The organism is Sporosarcina sp. AD_1 (genome assembly GCF_057373025.1).
The window spans coordinates 20776-35980 of sequence record NZ_JBPVIR010000004.1; the positions used below are offsets into that span (position 1 = coordinate 20776).

The window sequence follows — 15205 nt, forward strand, 5'->3', positions numbered from 1 at the left end:
TCAAAATCCATAAATATACGGATTATCGGGTTGCTCGATCGTTTCCAGCTGATCTACTTCAACAAACGGGAATGTCCAATCATCCAGATCGATTGTGGAAATGGTGCCGGTGACTTTTACCCAATTGTCCTCGTGCAGGTGCTGTACTTGGTCCGAAGACGAGCGAATGCCATACACATAGGCATCTGCGACACAGCATGTGATGCCAAAACGGGCTATGATGAAATTCTTGCTGTCCCTGTCATTTTCTTTATAAACAAATCCGACGAGCTGTATTTTCTTCCCTATGAACGTCTGCAAGTCCTTATGAAGGATGTACATGATATCGTTGTATCGCTCGTCATCCACCACGATCACATCTTCGTTCAATAATTCTTCTTTCAACTCCGCAAGATTGGGTTCCTCGTAAAAGTCCTCGTCCAATGACTCGTCTAACTGATCTTCCCCATCTTCCATTTCGAGTTCCTCTTTATCCGATTCTTCCTCGACACTGGCGAACGAACCTGCCTGGGGCGAAGCGGCATATTGCAATCCGCGTTTGGCAGCAATGGAACTATCCAGCACGGCGTCCGGAAACCAGATTCCCGTCAGGATTGGGACGATGAAAAGCGCATAGAACAAAATTGCCTGCCATGGCGAGCGTGAAGTTTGATGAAAAAAACCACAATCACACGGCTCTTCCTGCTCCTCTTTTGACGTGGCTCTCACCAATTGGACAAGCCCCAGGCCGAACATGGCAGCCGCAAAAAAATAAAGAAACGGAACCATCTTGGGTGCAATATAGTATTGAATATTTCCCGACCATAATAGCTGGAACGTCAATAGGAAAAATCCGAAGTAGATGACAGACCGTAGCATGATATGGCCTTTTTGATTCGTTTGTTCCTCTTTCATTTGCACACCTCACCAACCCGCATACTGATAGAGGAGCACCGCCAAATAGACAGAAACGGTGATGACCCCGATCAGCGCAATCACAAATTTCGTTTTGAAATAAGCAAAGAGGAGAATTACATTCTTCAAATCAAGCATCGGTCCATAGACTAAAAACGCGAGCAGCGCACCCGTTGAAAAGGTATGGGCAAAGGAGGACGCGATAAAAGCATCGGCTTCCGAGCAAAGGGACAGCACAAAAGCAAATGCCATCATGACCAACGGAGCGATCTGCTGATTTTTACTCAGCGCGAGCAGAACCGAACGATCAAAGTACGTTTGAAATGCACTGGCTACGAGGGTGCCGATAATGACATACTTGCCCACATCGAAAAATTCATCGCTGGCGTGATACAATACCGACGAAAGACGTTTCTTTGACTTCTTTGATTCCACCGGCGCACCGCCAATCAATTCCTCTTTGGACCACCTCAACTGCTGTCGATTTCGAAATAAAAAGTAGATGACGGTGCCAATGAAAATCGTTAAAATGAAGGCCATTCCCATGCGTACAAAGGCTACAGACGGCATTCCCTGGAATGCATAATAAGTCGAAGCGAACACAATTGGGTTCAGAATGGGTGCACCCAATAAAAAGATGACGCCGACATGCAACGGCATTCCTTTTTGCATCAGTTTCCGCACGACTAGAATAATGGCACACTCGCAAACAGGCAGAACGGCGCTAACAACAGCAGCCGGCACGATGGCCAAAAGCGCATGTTTGGGAATAAACTTCTGCACCATCTCTTCTGTCAAATACAGCTGAATAAGAGCGGATACAAACACACCTAACAAAATGAACGGAAACGCTTCGAGCAATATACTTAAAAAAATCGTATTCATTAGCACGACACTCTGCGGGATCGTTATGTGAACAAACGGCAGCCCGATGATCAAAACCAACACAAGAATGGCGCAGCATCCCCCAACAATCGAACGGTCCAGGATTCGTCTAGCTTCCATGAGCACTCCCCTTTTAAACCGGCATTTGAATGAATTGGTTGTACTGCTCGCGGATCCTGTCCACATCCATTCCGATTCCAATCAAAACAAAACCTGTTTTCCGCTCGGGAGGGTCTACAAATTGTTGATACGTCACGCGGCCCGATGCATATTGAAAGCTGTAGAGCGCCGATGATCTGTCCAAAGATAAGATTCCCTTGCCTCGCAGAACATTGGGCAATTGCTTGATCCACTTATCAAATGCTTGGCGGGACACTCTCGGAATATCCTCCAAATAGAGGGTTTGAACAGTACTTGCATCGTGGCGGCAACGTTTGTCCAATACTTTTTCGTTCAAATCGATCAAGACAGACCGTTCAGTGAACAGAGCGTCTTCCGCCACTTTACCAAATGTACATTCCAGCATCACTTTTTGACCGTTATCCATTTTAGCCATCTTACGCTTGACCTTATCCAATTGAGACGCGGAGACAAGATCGGTTTTATTTAAAAGCAACAAGCTGGCACAAGCAATTTGATCATCAAGCAATTTGCGGACATCAGCGGAACTCGAGAAAATACTTTGATATTCCAAATAGTGACTCGCATCTAAAACAGTGATGACAGATTGCAAGCGGAAAAGCTCGCGAATAGACGGAGCCGCTAAAACCTCTTAAATGTCTACAGGATTCGCAACCCCCGTTCCTTCAATGAATAGCATGTCGATATCCTCGGATTGAGCTAACTCCTGAAGGGATGCATACAAATCTTCTCGGATTGTGCAGCAAATACAGCCATCCAATAATTCCAGCACCTTTTCATCACCAAATAAATTCCCTTCCACATGAATGGCCCCAATTTCATTCAAAATAACGGCCGGTCGCAATCCAAGCTTTTTGGCATGCGCAATCATGCGAAGCAATACAGTCGTCTTCCCACTCCCTAAAAAACCACTGATCACATACGTAGGAATCCTCATTCGTCCTTCCCCCCTATTCGTATTCTTTGATTCTTATAATTAGACGTATATTCACAGTATGCAATAACAATAGTAACCATTACTATTTACGAAGTATAACATATCAATGTTTGAAATGGCTAATGGAATTAAAAATACAATGGGAATATTTATGAAGATATAGTTGTCGGAATGTGTAATGAGGAAAGGCTAAAAAATATGGAATGCTAAATTAATAGATTGGAGCAATAACTGAATTAATCGGGCACTACCGTGAAATACAGAACTTATCTAAATAATCGAGCAATCGACATGATACATGGCAATGCGCTGCAAGTATTGGAGCATCTTTGAAATTATTCGAGCGGTGGCTGGGGATATACGAGTGGTTGGACTGTGGAATCGAGAGGTTGCTGGATTATACGAGCGGTGCCGGAAGGAATCGAGCGGTTACCGGGATATACGAGTGGTTCGCTGGAGTATACGAGCGGTTAGCGTGAATAATCTAGCGGTCACCGGAATATACGAACGGTGCGAGGAACCATTCGAGCACTCTAACCTAGCTATTAAACACTCACCCAAAATCAAAAAAAAGACTCCAACACGTGAAGTCTCTTTAAGCAGCGCATCCACTACAGTTCATCTTCCCCAGCCTCAGCCTTCTTCTTTTTCGCTTCCTCATAATCATCTCCAGAAATATGGCCGAACACATTGATCGTTATCTCAAAAGTCACTTGCTCCGCGTCCAGTGTCCGGACGGTCGCGTTTTCGAAAATCAATCCGCCAAAGCTGGCAGGTTCGCGTCCCGGGTTGTTGACCACTTCGACTTCAATGCCGTGAGTCTTCTCCGCATACCGGATCAAGTCTTCATCCGCGTGGCCAAAATAGTTGCCTATTTGATTAAACAAGAGGACGACACCGATTATGATGATGCCAATGGTGATAACGAAGATGCCTGTAAGGATGCCGAGTATTTTCATGATGTCTTTTTTCATACGAATCCTTTCCTATAACAGCCTCTTCATGCCTTCACAAATATTTTCCCGAACACCCGCAGATTTACGATCATTTTCGTAACCCAATGGGCGATTACGTAAAGAAAGAGGAAAATCAGAAGTAATGGTTTAAAGACAAACCAGACAGCAAGCCATAGGAGCAATGCGTATACAGGTTTTATACTCGTCAGATATTTTGCTGGAGCTAAAAAGAAGCGATACAGTTTGAATTGCTTTTGCAAAATGTCTAAGTACTCTGTTCGGTATTGGGAGTTTTTCGGATTGAGACGAACAGCATTTTCGATATATCGCAAAGCGGCCTCATAATCGCCTCGCTGGTCAGCAGCCCATGCACAATACATGAAAACTTCCGGGTTGTTCGGATTGTTCTTCAACGCTTGCTGTTCGGCTTCTTTGGACGCCTCGCGGTTGCCCAGTAAACTTTCCGAATAACTGTAACTTGCCAGGGACATGGCGTTTTCGGGTTCCAGCATTAAAGCAATTTGAAACATTTCCTTTGCTTTTGCATACTTGGCTTTATGATTGTAAATATTGCCTGCCAAAATATAATAAAAACTATCTTGTGGAAAAAGCACCCTTGCCTCCTCAAATGCTGCCATGGCCTCTTTCCATTTTTCTTGCGCATAGAGCGTACCTGCCCTGACTTCCCATCCTAAAGCATTTACTGGATCCGCCTTTAGCGCTTCCTTTGACCAATGCATCGCCTTTTCAAGCTCATCTGACTCATAATATATTTTCCCCATGATGCCATAGCCATCTGCATCCCCCGGGTACTCCCTTAAATAGGATTCCGTTTCTCGGATCGCTTCTTTAAATCGCTCCCATTCGATCAAATGGACAATCCGCTCCAGATGAGCATCTTTACCATTCTCCATCGTTTGCACCCCTTATCGAATCTTGTGATCCCTTAAATAATTGAGGACATGTTCGTAATCCTTATTAACGTCACTGAAAATCGCATAGTTTTTCGCAGTCGAGAACCATTCCAATGTTGTGGGATTCCGTCGTTTCAGCGAGTCTTGCAAATCCTCCTGCGTGATCGGCTGCAATTCACCAGACTCGAGCGAACGTTGCAAGGCTTGCTCCACCGCATCCTCTACCACTTGCTCTAAGTCGGCACCGGAGAAATGTTGGGCTTTCCCAGCAATTTTCTTCGTATTCAAGTCCTCCTGGGGCTTGTCTTTCAATTTCAATTTAAGAATCAATTCACGTTCTGCTTCACTCGGAGGTGGAATGAAAATCATTTGATTGAACCGGCCAGGACGCCGCAAAGCTGAATCCAAGTACCATGGTGTATTCGTCGCACCAATGACATAGACCCCGCTGTTATGGGCATTCAAGCCATCCAGCTCAAGCAACAGCTGGTTAACCAACATCCGTTCATGATGCTGCCCCATATTCTGCCGATTACCCCCGATCGCGTCCAGCTCGTCAATGAACAGCACACAAGGCTTATAAGCGCGAGCTGTTTCAAACACATCATGCAGGTTATGCTCACTTTGCCCAACCCACATCGACAAAATCGCCTGCAGCTCCATGTGAAGGAAATTGGCATTAATTTCTCCAGCAATCGCTTTCGCTAAAAAGGTTTTACCACAGCCCGGAGGCCCATATAGAAGCAAGCTCCCACCTGCCTCTTTTCCGAAAGCCTGGAAGAACTCCGGATTTTGCAAGGGCAAAATAAAATTCATTTGCACCTTCTTTTTAACTTCCTCCAGTCCACCCACATCAGCAAAAGTCTCTCTCGGCTGGGTTTTTTCAACCATCTCATACCTTGACCTATCAAATTGAATCACTCTCAGCTGTGCCTGTTTTCCTTCTTGCTCGTTCGACATAGACATCCCCCTCCAAGATGCAGGTATTCCAGCACACATTATATAAAATAAATACAATATTCTACCAATCACGAAATAGTTTACAATACATTACCAGCTTCGTCCATGGTCGCAACGAATCGTTTAGGCACCGTTCCGATTGCTTTTTATGAGCCAAAGTTCGTATTTTTCGGTTCTTCCTATATAAAAGCACCCGCCTGGAATAAATACTATTCCTGCGAGTGCTAAACCTGTTCAAATACCGTAATATATAATTCCCCATCACTTTCTTTCCATAAAGGAACCGAGATGGCCCGTTCCGGAAAGCGGTCTGCAAAACTGAGTGACCAAAATGTTTGCAAAGCTTGCCCCAAAGCAGCAATTTGCTCTTCCAGATTTTCAGCTTCCACCCGATTTATATGAAAAAAATCGCTCACTTGATACAAGTTCATCATCTGTTCAACTTCCACTTTGTTTTGCCCGCATTCCCGCTTCCATAATTCAAAATTTCTTGCCGAGTACTTGTCTTGCATTAAAAAGTAGCCATCGACTTCAATAATATCGGGATAAAAAAACTTAGCGAAGCCGAGCGCCGTACTCACATCCGCCTTCATATTCACATAACTCCACCATGTAAAATCCCCATGGTTTGCCTCTTGGAACTCCATAAACTCTTTGTTTATTTCGTTTCGAAACATGAACAGATGCCCATTTCCCTTCAATTTCACGCTTACTCTCCTACAGCAATCGAGATATGAAAAGGCTGTAATTGCTCACCCACAACAGCTAGAAACTCTTCACACTTCTCAGTAGGGGCGTGTAAAAAACGAATCTCAATGACAAACTCCTGGAACTGTTCATCTGGATAATGATCTGCATATTGTTGCGACTCGATGAAAGATAGATAAGCATTAATCTTTTCCTGAAGCAACAGCAAATGCTCCCCTTCTTGTTCCCAATCCAGATGATCACTAATCAGGAAAAGCAATTGCCTGCCATCCTGGCTCTTCCCCATCCCGTCAATTTGATCTACTTCAAGAACTGTCATCGACTATTCTCCTTTCATGCTGTGAATCCACTCTTTGGAATAAACTTGAGTGCAATAGTGTTATTTCCATCGTCACTATGGAACTTGTCCCCGAGCCTACTCCAAACACTTACCAACATTACCTGCAGACTTTTGATTACAAATTCTTTACTTTTTCTATCTTAGGGCCAATCAGTACTTCATTAATTCCTCTTCTAAATCGGACAGCAGCACCTCAATCTCTACGACGGCGGAATCATGGTGATTCAAAAATATCGAAGGTCTAATGCCGTCTGCCCTCATTCCTGGAAGCCATACATGAATAAATTCATCGATTTCAATCCGCTTCGCTTCGTAACCCTTCCACTCTACTGTTGCACATAAACTAGCAAATTCTTTCATTGGCCAAAAAGGAAGAAGAGAATTTCCTTCTGTATCTTCCGAGACAGCCCAGCCATCATTATACAAACCCCATACTTCCTCAAAGTCAGCAACCTTCTTAATAAAATACGCATACCGTTCTACCGCTGGAAGCGCACTAACCACTTCAATTTCTTTTTGATTCAATCGGGCTACCTCCTGGGTTAGAATTTCGTTAGAAATAAAAGAATTTCTGCTTAACTTTACGGTAAAATTTCAATAATTTCTCCGCCTGTTAACGTAAATCTTGCTTCTTTCGAATCAGAAAGTCTTAATAAGATCCAAAGTAGTAAACGCCTCTACTGAATTGGATTTTGACGCATAGATCTGGGGACTTTCCAGATTAGATAGTCGGAAAATTTCTCCTGACTCAAATCCAATATATTTTTTAAGTTCCTCTATAAGCTGAATCTCGTTAACGTTTGTAAATAACTCTTCCTTGAATGTAGCCAATAACATGTATTGGTTTCTTTCTATATTCTCTAAACTGATGTATGCCTCGTAATCAAACGCAGCAAGGCTGTAATTTTCAGGCAAAGAATAGATAGAAAGTGCAAGTATCTCTTCTTTCTTTTCTAGTGCTTTCATTAACTTAGCTTCAATCTTCTGGATCGCATTAATTTTGCCCGTTTTAAATGATGTGCCATGTATACCAATATGAGTTGGCTGAACTTCAACTTCTCTTAATACGTCTTGTGCATAGCTATAAAATTCATATAAATTTTCAGGAGGACAAGGATGTAACTTTCCATATAGAACTACGGAGATTGTCATTTCTTTTTGCATCTTTCTACAAGACCCCATTAGAAAGCAATTGACTGCAACATTTATTTTTGAATAAGCCAAAATCAAATACAAGGCTACTTCTCTGCTTATTTGCAGGAAAAAACTCTTTACTATAAAAATATCCACTAAAAAGTATGGTTATTTTTACATATACATATTTTGGGTAATATCATGTAACATGTTTTTAGAATTGGAGAAAAAGCTGCCTGACCTAGGAACAAACGCTACGTTAGTTTGTAATAATAAATCATATGATATGTCTGATAAAGTAAAAACATGGGCTAAGAACCGGCATGGTTGCTGCAATCAATATCATAAATATGGATAACCCCAGAGGAGAATGCCGAAAATGAACATGAAGCTGATTACAATCTTTGTACTATTGATATTATGGGAATTAGGTGCCCTATATTTATTGGTCTCACAGTACAGAAACGGTCATTTATCATTAGGACTGTTAATTACTGCAATCGGCGTCTTGTTTCCTTTATGCATAATCCTTTTTGGCAGGAAAAAAGAAGAATCATAATCTCTCTATTGAAGTTGCCAAATTCAATTATTGTGACTAATGTGACGAATTCACAAATCATGCGCAAGGAGTACCTTTGCATTGTCACATGAGAAGAAGATGTAAATGGGCAAAACAATAGATATGGGAAATGGAGTCCTGAATTGGCGACAATGATACAGGAGAGTTGGGAAATGAGCATATCAATGAAACATGTGAAAAACTATATGGTTAACGAGATCCTTTGGAGATTGATTGCCATACCCCTCCAGAACCCGGTGTAAAGCCACATGATTTATAAAAGCTAGTTTTGTTTGGACTATATGTTACCGTTACTATGCTTAACCCAAAACGTTCAGACTCTTGTAGTAATGCTTGTACCAATTTACCCCCTAATCCCAGACCTTGATAATTTGGATGAACAATAATATCTTCCATATATCCATGTTCTAAGCCCATTCCGCAAACATAACCAAATGCAATTAGTTTATTATTTTCATTTCTAGCGCCAGCCCAAAAATTACATCGTTCAAACAATACCGGGTAATCTTCATTTCTTCTCCCCCACCCCACAAGCTCCCTTAATTCTGGCACTTCATTATTTGAAATCGGCATATTAATATTAACTTTATAAACCAAATTACTCCCCTCCCACCTTACCTACTTTAGGCTAATTCTTAGATTCATCCTCACTTTTTTTTCACTATATTTCTCTTTTTCGTGTCAATTCTTTTTAGAGTGCTAAATGCATCAAATTAACACTCCTAGTTATTTGTTAAAAAATAACGGCCTCTTTATCAACTAATTGCCTCCAAAACTTTTTTCATGTCATCTGTCCCACGCTCTTTTATCAATCGCTCTAGTGAGTAGTCTGATTTATTGAAGTCATGGACATTCGGTTTCTTCCTCAAACAACTAACAATGAATTCGTTTCCTTCTTCCGTGCGCTTTTTCAGTACTTCTAGACATAAGGTAAAGATGGCAGAGTTTGAGTATTTCTCGTCTTTGGCATTCAAATCAACGCCCATTTTAACCAATCTGTCAGCCACTTCAATCGCTCCTGGGAAGTTGTTATTTGCTGCTAGATAATGCAATTCATTACAGCCTTCTTTGGAAACAATATTGACCTTTGCTTTATTGTCTAGTAAATAATTGGCGATATCAAACTTTCTACTGATCAACGACTTTTCGAGTAAACTAATGCCGTTTTCATCAACAGAGTCCACTACCTCTTCAATGCGTTTATTTTCAACATTCAATTTCTGCAGTAACTTTTCTAAGTTCCCGAATTTTATTACCGTACCAAAATCTGCTTTACCGATATCCATTTATTACAATCCCTCTCAAAATATAATACAACTCATTACTGAAACTACTAACCAACGAATTACTATTCCTCTTCACAAACATTAATAATTTGGTTTGGGACGTCTTCAGGTAATAGTATTTCCGGTTTCCTATAAGGTTTTTCCTCTAGATATTGCTCTATGGACTTCATGCTCTTCCAATACTCTCTCACCCAATACTCAATACTCTCTCCCGTATCAAAGTTCCAAGCTTCTTCATCTGTATATTTTAAGTCCTCATACAAGGCTTGATCATAAATATTGAATGAAATTTCACCACTAAACACCTTTATCTTTTCTGTAAATACAGGGAAACAGAATGATGTAGAGTATCGGTTAAATAAATTCACCCCTACCGCCTTTTTGAAGTCAATCCAGTCTGGTGCCTCAACTGGCCTGCACTGTTCTGTACACTCTACCTTTATTTTCCCACCATTTCCATACACATAATTGGATGGAGTCGTACTTTTAATTCCCTCTTCCATGATTGTCTTTAGAGGAATATGATGTGGATGATTATCAGGCAGAAATGCATGGTATAGTGTAATCTCCAAATCTCACTCCCCCGTACAACCTTTTATAGCTTCAAGAAAAATAATTTTTTGTTTGCGTTAACAAGAACATCCCTTCTAATAGTTAACGGGAAATCCATCCGTTACCCATTCAACAAAATCAGGTGATAAGACAGTGGCGTTTTTAGGATCCATATCACCACAGTCGACTAGCAATACTTCTATGGCCTCAAGCTCTTGTCTCATTAAAAAGACGTTGCCTCCACCGTCGTCCCCAATCGCAACATATCCACCTGCATATTCACTTACTTCCCACGTCTCATTTCTTTCCATAAGGTCATCCGTTCCGTAAATAGCTAATCCCCCGCCAAGTGAAAGTCCATTGGTAGATGTAAGCAATTCCCTGTATACATTCGGCAGCGTGACCTTCATTTCACTCTCCACTTTTAACATCTCTCTACCATCTGCCGAATCATTTCTTTGTAAGCCTGTTATCAATGGAAATGTAATCATTTTATAAATCGACCTTTCTAAATCAAATAGAAATAATACTTCATCCAAACATATTCCATAAAATCTATTACGGGTTGTATTCAACATCGTTTTCGATTACTCCTTTTATTCCACATCCTTTCTTAATAAAAGCATCAACAATAAAATAAGCTATTCCGTAGCGAAGACACATTTCCCAAGCTATCTGGCAAACGGCTTACGCAACTTTCCTGCCATCCGACTAGCATGAACACATATTCAAATATCCTATTTCTCAAAAATCTTTCTATTAACCTACTCCCATCCCACCTAATTTTCCTCTATAGTTGTCATAACAATATTTCCGAAATGAGGGTGCCGAATGGTGAAATTAACGTATGAACAGTGCCAGCAGCTGTTCAATTTGAATGCTTTGTTGACACAGAGCTTGGATGAGCAGCGGGTGCTTAAAAACTTGATGGCGGCGGCGATGGATTTAGTGGAGCGAGCGGATACGATTATTATTTATGAGTGGCATGAGGAAGGGTTTTTACGTTATTCCGCTGGCATCAAGGTGGAAGAAGCCGCTATTCAACAGATCCGGTTTCGGCCGGGTGAATCCATTACAGGACGGGCTTTCCAGGAGAAGCAAATTTACAATGTCGCACTGTCGAAGGCAAAAGAGTTTATGCAGAACATGTCCCCGGCAAATGCCCGTTATTTTAGTGAGGCGGTTGGCCATCGCGAAATCCAAAGTGTTCTGGCGGCTCCGCTCATATATCAAAATGAAAGCATTGGTGTGTTGGTAGTTGATAATTTCAATACGTATGATGAGGAATTCACGGAAGAGGAGACCCTCATAATTAAAATACTGGCGGATCAGGCTGCGATTGCCCTGACAAACAGCCGGATCTATAAGGAATTGGAGCAGCGTAATGCCGATCTACTGACGATCCAAGAAATCCATCATCGGTTTTCGGCCATTCTATTAGAAGGCAAGGGCATTGACCAGATTGTTGAGGTGCTGAACCGAATCCTTACCGCCCCTGTCTCGTATGACGAAAGAAACGAGAGAGAAAGCATTGTATTTCCGATTGTCTCGTCGAATGAAACGCTGGGCTATTTTCTTCTCTCGCAACCGTTCGAGAACTATCCGAGCTTGGAGAAAGTAGCGATTGAGCAGGCATCGAATGCTATTGTTCTTGAATTAATTAAACAGAATAATCTTTTCGAACGGGAGACTAAGTTGAAAGAAGAGCTGTTCCTTACATTAATGGAAGGGACTTGGGACCATCAGATGACGTACTATCCCAAGTTCAACAAGCTGAAAAACTACAAGACGGTCACTTGCATACTCATTGAAGGCAGGGACAAGCCGCTTTGGCTCCATGATTCGTTGATTTCCAAAGAACGGGTCATGCGAAAAGTCGAAAGTACATTGCAGCGGCTGGATGCGGATGTCATTGTATTTAACCGGGGATTTACCGTCCTCATCCTTGCGCCTCGGCTATCGCCAGCCCTTTCCAGTGGGCTCAACGAACTCTCTCGTCATTTAATCGACCATGACATGGTCATCGGAATTGGTCGAAATGTAACGGTTCAACAAGTCGGAGAAAGCTACCGAGAAGCGCAGGATGCGTTGCAACTCGCCAAGAAATCACGGGAACGGCATATCATCCGCTTTGAAGAGCTCGGTTTCGAAAGGTTATGGCATAGTGTCGATACCGAGACCTTGCGCCAATATGTGGAGGATCATTTAGGGCCTTTATTGTCGGGCGATTCAACTGATTTGGAGACACTTCGGACATATTTGCAATTGAATTGCCGGCACAAAGAAACCGCCCAGCAATTATGCATTCATCCAAATACACTGGCCTATCGATTAAAAAAGATTGAAGATCTCCTCTCTATTAATTTGCACGACAAAAAAGCGCTTGTCTGCCTGATTACGGCTTTTGAAATTGTCGACTATTTGCCGACACATGCTGTCGTAAGCAACAAATAATAGAGGATATTTTCGTTGAAAGACACATACCCTCTCCTTTATCTAAATTTTATAATTAGTGAAAGCGTTATCAGATTAGAAAGGGAGAGGATTACCAAATGCACGGAACAGAACTGGCTCCAATCTATCAAAACTATATTAACGGCAACTGGGTTTCATCGGAAACCGGCGAATTGTACGAAAGCATTAATCCAGCAAATACTAGCGAAGTGCTCGGCCGCTTTCCAAAATCTTCGATTGAAGATGTCAGACTAGCGATAGACGCGGCAAAGGAAGCATTCCCTGGCTGGGCAAATACAGCTGCTCCCCAGCGCGGTGAAGTGATTTTCAAACTGATCAACTTGCTTGAGCGCGATAAAGAAGAGCTTGCGTACACGATTACGAAGGAAGTAGGTAAGTCCATTCGCGAAGCACGCGGTGAAGTGACAAAAACGATTCAAGCGATGAAGCAATTCAGCGGTGAGGCAACCCGGCTTGCTGGGGAAACCCTGCCTTCTTATAATGAAGAAATTTTTGCGTATACGATCCGGGAACCGCTTGGCGTTGTGGGCGTCATCGCGCCGTATAACTTCCCTCTCGGAATCGGCGTGTGGAAAATCGCTCCGGCGATCATCGCTGGTAATACGGTCGTCTTTAAGCCCGCCAGCACCACATCGCTCATCAGCGTAAAAATCATTGAGCTGTTTGAAGAAGCAGGTGTTCCTGCTGGCGTGATCAATATGGTATTCGGCTCTGGCGCTGTAATTGGCAAGGAATTCGGTGAAAATAAAGAGCTGAAAGCCGTCTCCTTCACGGGTTCCACCGATGTCGGGGTGGCCCTTGGCAAAGCGGTGACGCAGCACGGCGGGAAAATGCAGGCGGAAATGGGAGGGAAAAATCCGGCCATCATTTTAGAGGATGCCGATTTGGATCTCGCGATCGACAGCATTGTTACGAGCGGTTTTTATGATAACGGCCAGCGTTGTACCGGGACAAGCCGATTATTTGTCCCAAAATCGATCTATCGCGAAGTCGTGGATCGGCTTGTAGCCAAAGCAGAATCTTTTATTATTCAAGATGGCTTGAATGAAGAGACAACGAACGGCCCCGTCATCGATGAAAATCAGCTGAATACGTATTTGCATTATGTTCAAACCGCCATTGATGAAGGCGCTACACTTGAAACGGGTGGCAAGCGATTGACAGATGGGGACCTGAAAAACGGCTATTTTGTCGCACCGACCGTATTCAGCAATATGCGTCCAGACATGACAATCGCAAAGGAAGAAATCTTCGGGCCTGTCATTGGCGTGTTTGAAGTAGAAGATTACGAAGAAGCACTCGCCATGGCGAATGCTATCGAATTTGGCCTTTCTTCGACCATTTATACAAAAGACTTGGAGAAGGCATTCCATTTTGTACGCAATATCCAATCCGGCGTCACGCATGTGAATTTACCATCAACGTATTTTGAAAATCACTACCCGTTCGGCGGCAAAAAGGAGTCCAGCATCGGACCGCGGGAACAAGGAAGCACCGCACTTGATTTCTGGACAGATTTGAAAACGGTGTATATGAAGCCGTAAGGGGGATGCCAAAATGAAAATTCGAATGATTGGCTGCGGTGCAATGGGCGCCGGCATGGTGAAAAATTTACTGAAGAATGGTTTTGAAGTGACGACCTTTGATCCGGATTCTGCGAAGCAAGACGAGATGAAGAAGCTTGGTGCTGTGCCGGCTTCTTCTTCAACTGAAGAAGCAACAACAATTGATGCAGTTCTTTTATCCCTCCCGACTTCCTTGCTCGTGGAGGAGACGTTCATGGCACTCTTGCCGCACCTGAAAAAAGGCGCCTTTGTGTTAGATATGAGTACGACAGATGTCGGAGTAACCAAGCGGCTGGCAGAAAAAGCGCAGGAGGCAGGCATCTATTACTTGGACTGCCCAGTCAGCAATGGGCCAGCCGGGGCGAATGACGGGACCTTGACGATAATGGTTGGCGGCGAGGTGACCGCATTCCAATCGGTCTTGCCGGTGCTGCAATCCATCGGCAAAGAAATCCGCTATATCGGCTCTTCCGGTTCCGGCCAAGTCGTCAAGTTGTGCAACAATATGATGGTTGCCGGTATTATGGTGCTTCTGAGCGAAACATTGCTCACCGGCGCCAAGAATGGCGTGAACCCGAAAAAAATAGCGGAGCTCATGTCGATTGGTTCCGCACAAAACAAAGTTCTTTCTGTATTCGGACCGAATCTGTTAAACAATACACATGACGACGTCAAATTCTTTTTAGGACATATGACGAAAGACATCAATCTCTATTCAGCCATGTCTCGGGAGGTTCATTCCCCCGCTCTGCTCAGTTCTGTCGTTGAACAGCTGTACGAGGTGGCGAAAGCCCAGGGGAAAGGGCATCTGGACACAAGCGCCGTAGGGCAAGTGGTGGAATGGATGGGAAATACTACAATTTGCAAGTAACGCAAAG

General features: G+C 43.0%; 18 protein-coding genes and 1 pseudogene. 4 read left to right on the forward strand and 15 right to left on the reverse strand.

Going from position 1 to position 15205, the window contains the following annotated elements; genetic code table 11:
• From ACSW3C_RS08735 to ACSW3C_RS08750, 4 genes and pseudogenes are all read right to left on the reverse strand, one after another.
• Positions 1-894, reverse strand: coding sequence for a TIGR03943 family putative permease subunit (locus ACSW3C_RS08735; protein WP_486562147.1), 894 nt, complete (start codon positions 892-894; stop codon positions 1-3).
• Between the two features lie 9 nt (positions 895-903).
• The gene (locus ACSW3C_RS08740) at positions 904-1899 is read right to left on the reverse strand and encodes a permease (protein WP_486562148.1); all 996 of its coding nucleotides are present in this window, start codon (positions 1897-1899) and stop codon (positions 904-906) included.
• Positions 1900-1912: 13 nt separating this feature from the next.
• Positions 1913-2335: a GTP-binding protein gene (locus tag ACSW3C_RS08745; RefSeq protein WP_486562536.1), complete on the reverse strand. Its 423-nt coding sequence runs from the start codon at positions 2333-2335 to the stop codon at positions 1913-1915.
• Positions 2318-2857: pseudogene (locus ACSW3C_RS08750) on the reverse strand (GTP-binding protein); the annotation flags it as partial. The gene ACSW3C_RS08745 and the pseudogene ACSW3C_RS08750, both read right to left, overlap by 18 nt.
• A gap of 329 nt (positions 2858-3186) precedes the next feature.
• On the opposite strand from ACSW3C_RS08750, the gene ACSW3C_RS08755 reads away from it, so the two are divergent.
• The gene (locus ACSW3C_RS08755; RefSeq protein WP_486562149.1) at positions 3187-3336 is read left to right on the forward strand and encodes a hypothetical protein; all 150 of its coding nucleotides are present in this window, start codon (positions 3187-3189) and stop codon (positions 3334-3336) included.
• 132 nt (positions 3337-3468) lie between these two features.
• On the opposite strand, the gene ACSW3C_RS08760 is transcribed toward ACSW3C_RS08755, so the two are convergent.
• From ACSW3C_RS08760 to ACSW3C_RS08810, 11 genes are all read right to left on the reverse strand, one after another.
• The gene (locus ACSW3C_RS08760) at positions 3469-3831 is read right to left on the reverse strand and encodes a hypothetical protein (RefSeq protein WP_486562150.1); all 363 of its coding nucleotides are present in this window, start codon (positions 3829-3831) and stop codon (positions 3469-3471) included.
• Between the two features lie 26 nt (positions 3832-3857).
• Positions 3858-4727 (reverse strand): tetratricopeptide repeat protein, encoded by an 870-nt coding sequence (locus ACSW3C_RS08765; RefSeq protein WP_486562151.1) that lies wholly within the window; start codon positions 4725-4727, stop codon positions 3858-3860.
• Positions 4728-4739: 12 nt separating this feature from the next.
• On the reverse strand, positions 4740-5687 hold the full coding sequence (locus tag ACSW3C_RS08770) for an ATP-binding protein (RefSeq protein WP_486562153.1): 948 nt from the start codon (positions 5685-5687) through the stop codon (positions 4740-4742).
• A 224-nt stretch (positions 5688-5911) separates the two neighbouring features.
• The gene (locus tag ACSW3C_RS08775; RefSeq protein WP_486562154.1) at positions 5912-6394 is read right to left on the reverse strand and encodes a hypothetical protein; all 483 of its coding nucleotides are present in this window, start codon (positions 6392-6394) and stop codon (positions 5912-5914) included.
• Between the two features lie 2 nt (positions 6395-6396).
• A complete protein-coding gene (locus ACSW3C_RS08780; RefSeq protein ID WP_486562156.1) occupies positions 6397-6714 on the reverse strand; it encodes a DUF6572 domain-containing protein in 318 nt (105 codons plus the stop codon).
• A 171-nt stretch (positions 6715-6885) separates the two neighbouring features.
• A complete protein-coding gene (locus ACSW3C_RS08785; protein ID WP_486562157.1) occupies positions 6886-7260 on the reverse strand; it encodes a DUF2750 domain-containing protein in 375 nt (124 codons plus the stop codon).
• A gap of 114 nt (positions 7261-7374) precedes the next feature.
• Positions 7375-7899 (reverse strand): hypothetical protein, encoded by a 525-nt coding sequence (locus tag ACSW3C_RS08790; protein ID WP_486562159.1) that lies wholly within the window; start codon positions 7897-7899, stop codon positions 7375-7377.
• 739 nt (positions 7900-8638) lie between these two features.
• Positions 8639-9046: a GNAT family N-acetyltransferase gene (locus tag ACSW3C_RS08795; protein ID WP_486562161.1), complete on the reverse strand. Its 408-nt coding sequence runs from the start codon at positions 9044-9046 to the stop codon at positions 8639-8641.
• 158 nt (positions 9047-9204) lie between these two features.
• A complete protein-coding gene (locus ACSW3C_RS08800) occupies positions 9205-9735 on the reverse strand; it encodes an ankyrin repeat domain-containing protein (RefSeq protein ID WP_486562163.1) in 531 nt (176 codons plus the stop codon).
• A 62-nt stretch (positions 9736-9797) separates the two neighbouring features.
• Positions 9798-10307, reverse strand: coding sequence for a DNA polymerase III (locus tag ACSW3C_RS08805; RefSeq protein WP_486562164.1), 510 nt, complete (start codon positions 10305-10307; stop codon positions 9798-9800).
• Positions 10308-10382: 75 nt separating this feature from the next.
• A complete protein-coding gene (locus ACSW3C_RS08810; RefSeq protein WP_486562165.1) occupies positions 10383-10778 on the reverse strand; it encodes an SMI1/KNR4 family protein in 396 nt (131 codons plus the stop codon).
• 340 nt (positions 10779-11118) lie between these two features.
• Here ACSW3C_RS08810 and ACSW3C_RS08815 point away from each other — a divergent pair, with 340 nt between their 5' ends.
• From ACSW3C_RS08815 to ACSW3C_RS08825, 3 genes are all read left to right on the forward strand, one after another.
• Positions 11119-12741, forward strand: coding sequence for a helix-turn-helix domain-containing protein (locus ACSW3C_RS08815; protein ID WP_486562167.1), 1623 nt, complete (start codon positions 11119-11121; stop codon positions 12739-12741).
• Between the two features lie 98 nt (positions 12742-12839).
• Entirely contained in the window at positions 12840-14306 is a 1467-nt protein-coding gene (locus ACSW3C_RS08820) for an aldehyde dehydrogenase family protein (protein ID WP_486562168.1), read from the forward strand.
• Between the two features lie 13 nt (positions 14307-14319).
• Entirely contained in the window at positions 14320-15198 is an 879-nt protein-coding gene (locus ACSW3C_RS08825; RefSeq protein WP_486562169.1) for an NAD(P)-dependent oxidoreductase, read from the forward strand.
• Positions 15199-15205 lie beyond the last annotated feature (7 nt).

Bases quoted from the DNA above. Each gene is read 5' to 3' on its own strand.
- ACSW3C_RS08810 (WP_486562165.1), bottom strand. From the start codon at position 10,778: ATGATTACATTTCCATTGATAACAGGCTTACAAAGAAATGATTCGGCA.
- ACSW3C_RS08780 (WP_486562156.1), bottom strand. From the start codon at position 6,714: ATGACAGTTCTTGAAGTAGATCAAATTGACGGGATGGGGAAGAGCCAG.
- ACSW3C_RS08770 (WP_486562153.1), bottom strand. From the start codon at position 5,687: ATGTCGAACGAGCAAGAAGGAAAACAGGCACAGCTGAGAGTGATTCAA.
- ACSW3C_RS08740 (WP_486562148.1), bottom strand. From the start codon at position 1,899: ATGGAAGCTAGACGAATCCTGGACCGTTCGATTGTTGGGGGATGCTGC.
- ACSW3C_RS08820 (WP_486562168.1), top strand. From the start codon at position 12,840: ATGCACGGAACAGAACTGGCTCCAATCTATCAAAACTATATTAACGGC.
- ACSW3C_RS08815 (WP_486562167.1), top strand. From the start codon at position 11,119: ATGGTGAAATTAACGTATGAACAGTGCCAGCAGCTGTTCAATTTGAAT.
- ACSW3C_RS08745 (WP_486562536.1), bottom strand. From the start codon at position 2,335: ATGGCTAAAATGGATAACGGTCAAAAAGTGATGCTGGAATGTACATTT.
- ACSW3C_RS08790 (WP_486562159.1), bottom strand. From the start codon at position 7,899: ATGCAAAAAGAAATGACAATCTCCGTAGTTCTATATGGAAAGTTACAT.
- ACSW3C_RS08735 (WP_486562147.1), bottom strand. From the start codon at position 894: ATGAAAGAGGAACAAACGAATCAAAAAGGCCATATCATGCTACGGTCT.
- ACSW3C_RS08760 (WP_486562150.1), bottom strand. From the start codon at position 3,831: ATGAAAAAAGACATCATGAAAATACTCGGCATCCTTACAGGCATCTTC.
- ACSW3C_RS08825 (WP_486562169.1), top strand. From the start codon at position 14,320: ATGAAAATTCGAATGATTGGCTGCGGTGCAATGGGCGCCGGCATGGTG.
- ACSW3C_RS08765 (WP_486562151.1), bottom strand. From the start codon at position 4,727: ATGGAGAATGGTAAAGATGCTCATCTGGAGCGGATTGTCCATTTGATC.
- ACSW3C_RS08800 (WP_486562163.1), bottom strand. From the start codon at position 9,735: ATGGATATCGGTAAAGCAGATTTTGGTACGGTAATAAAATTCGGGAAC.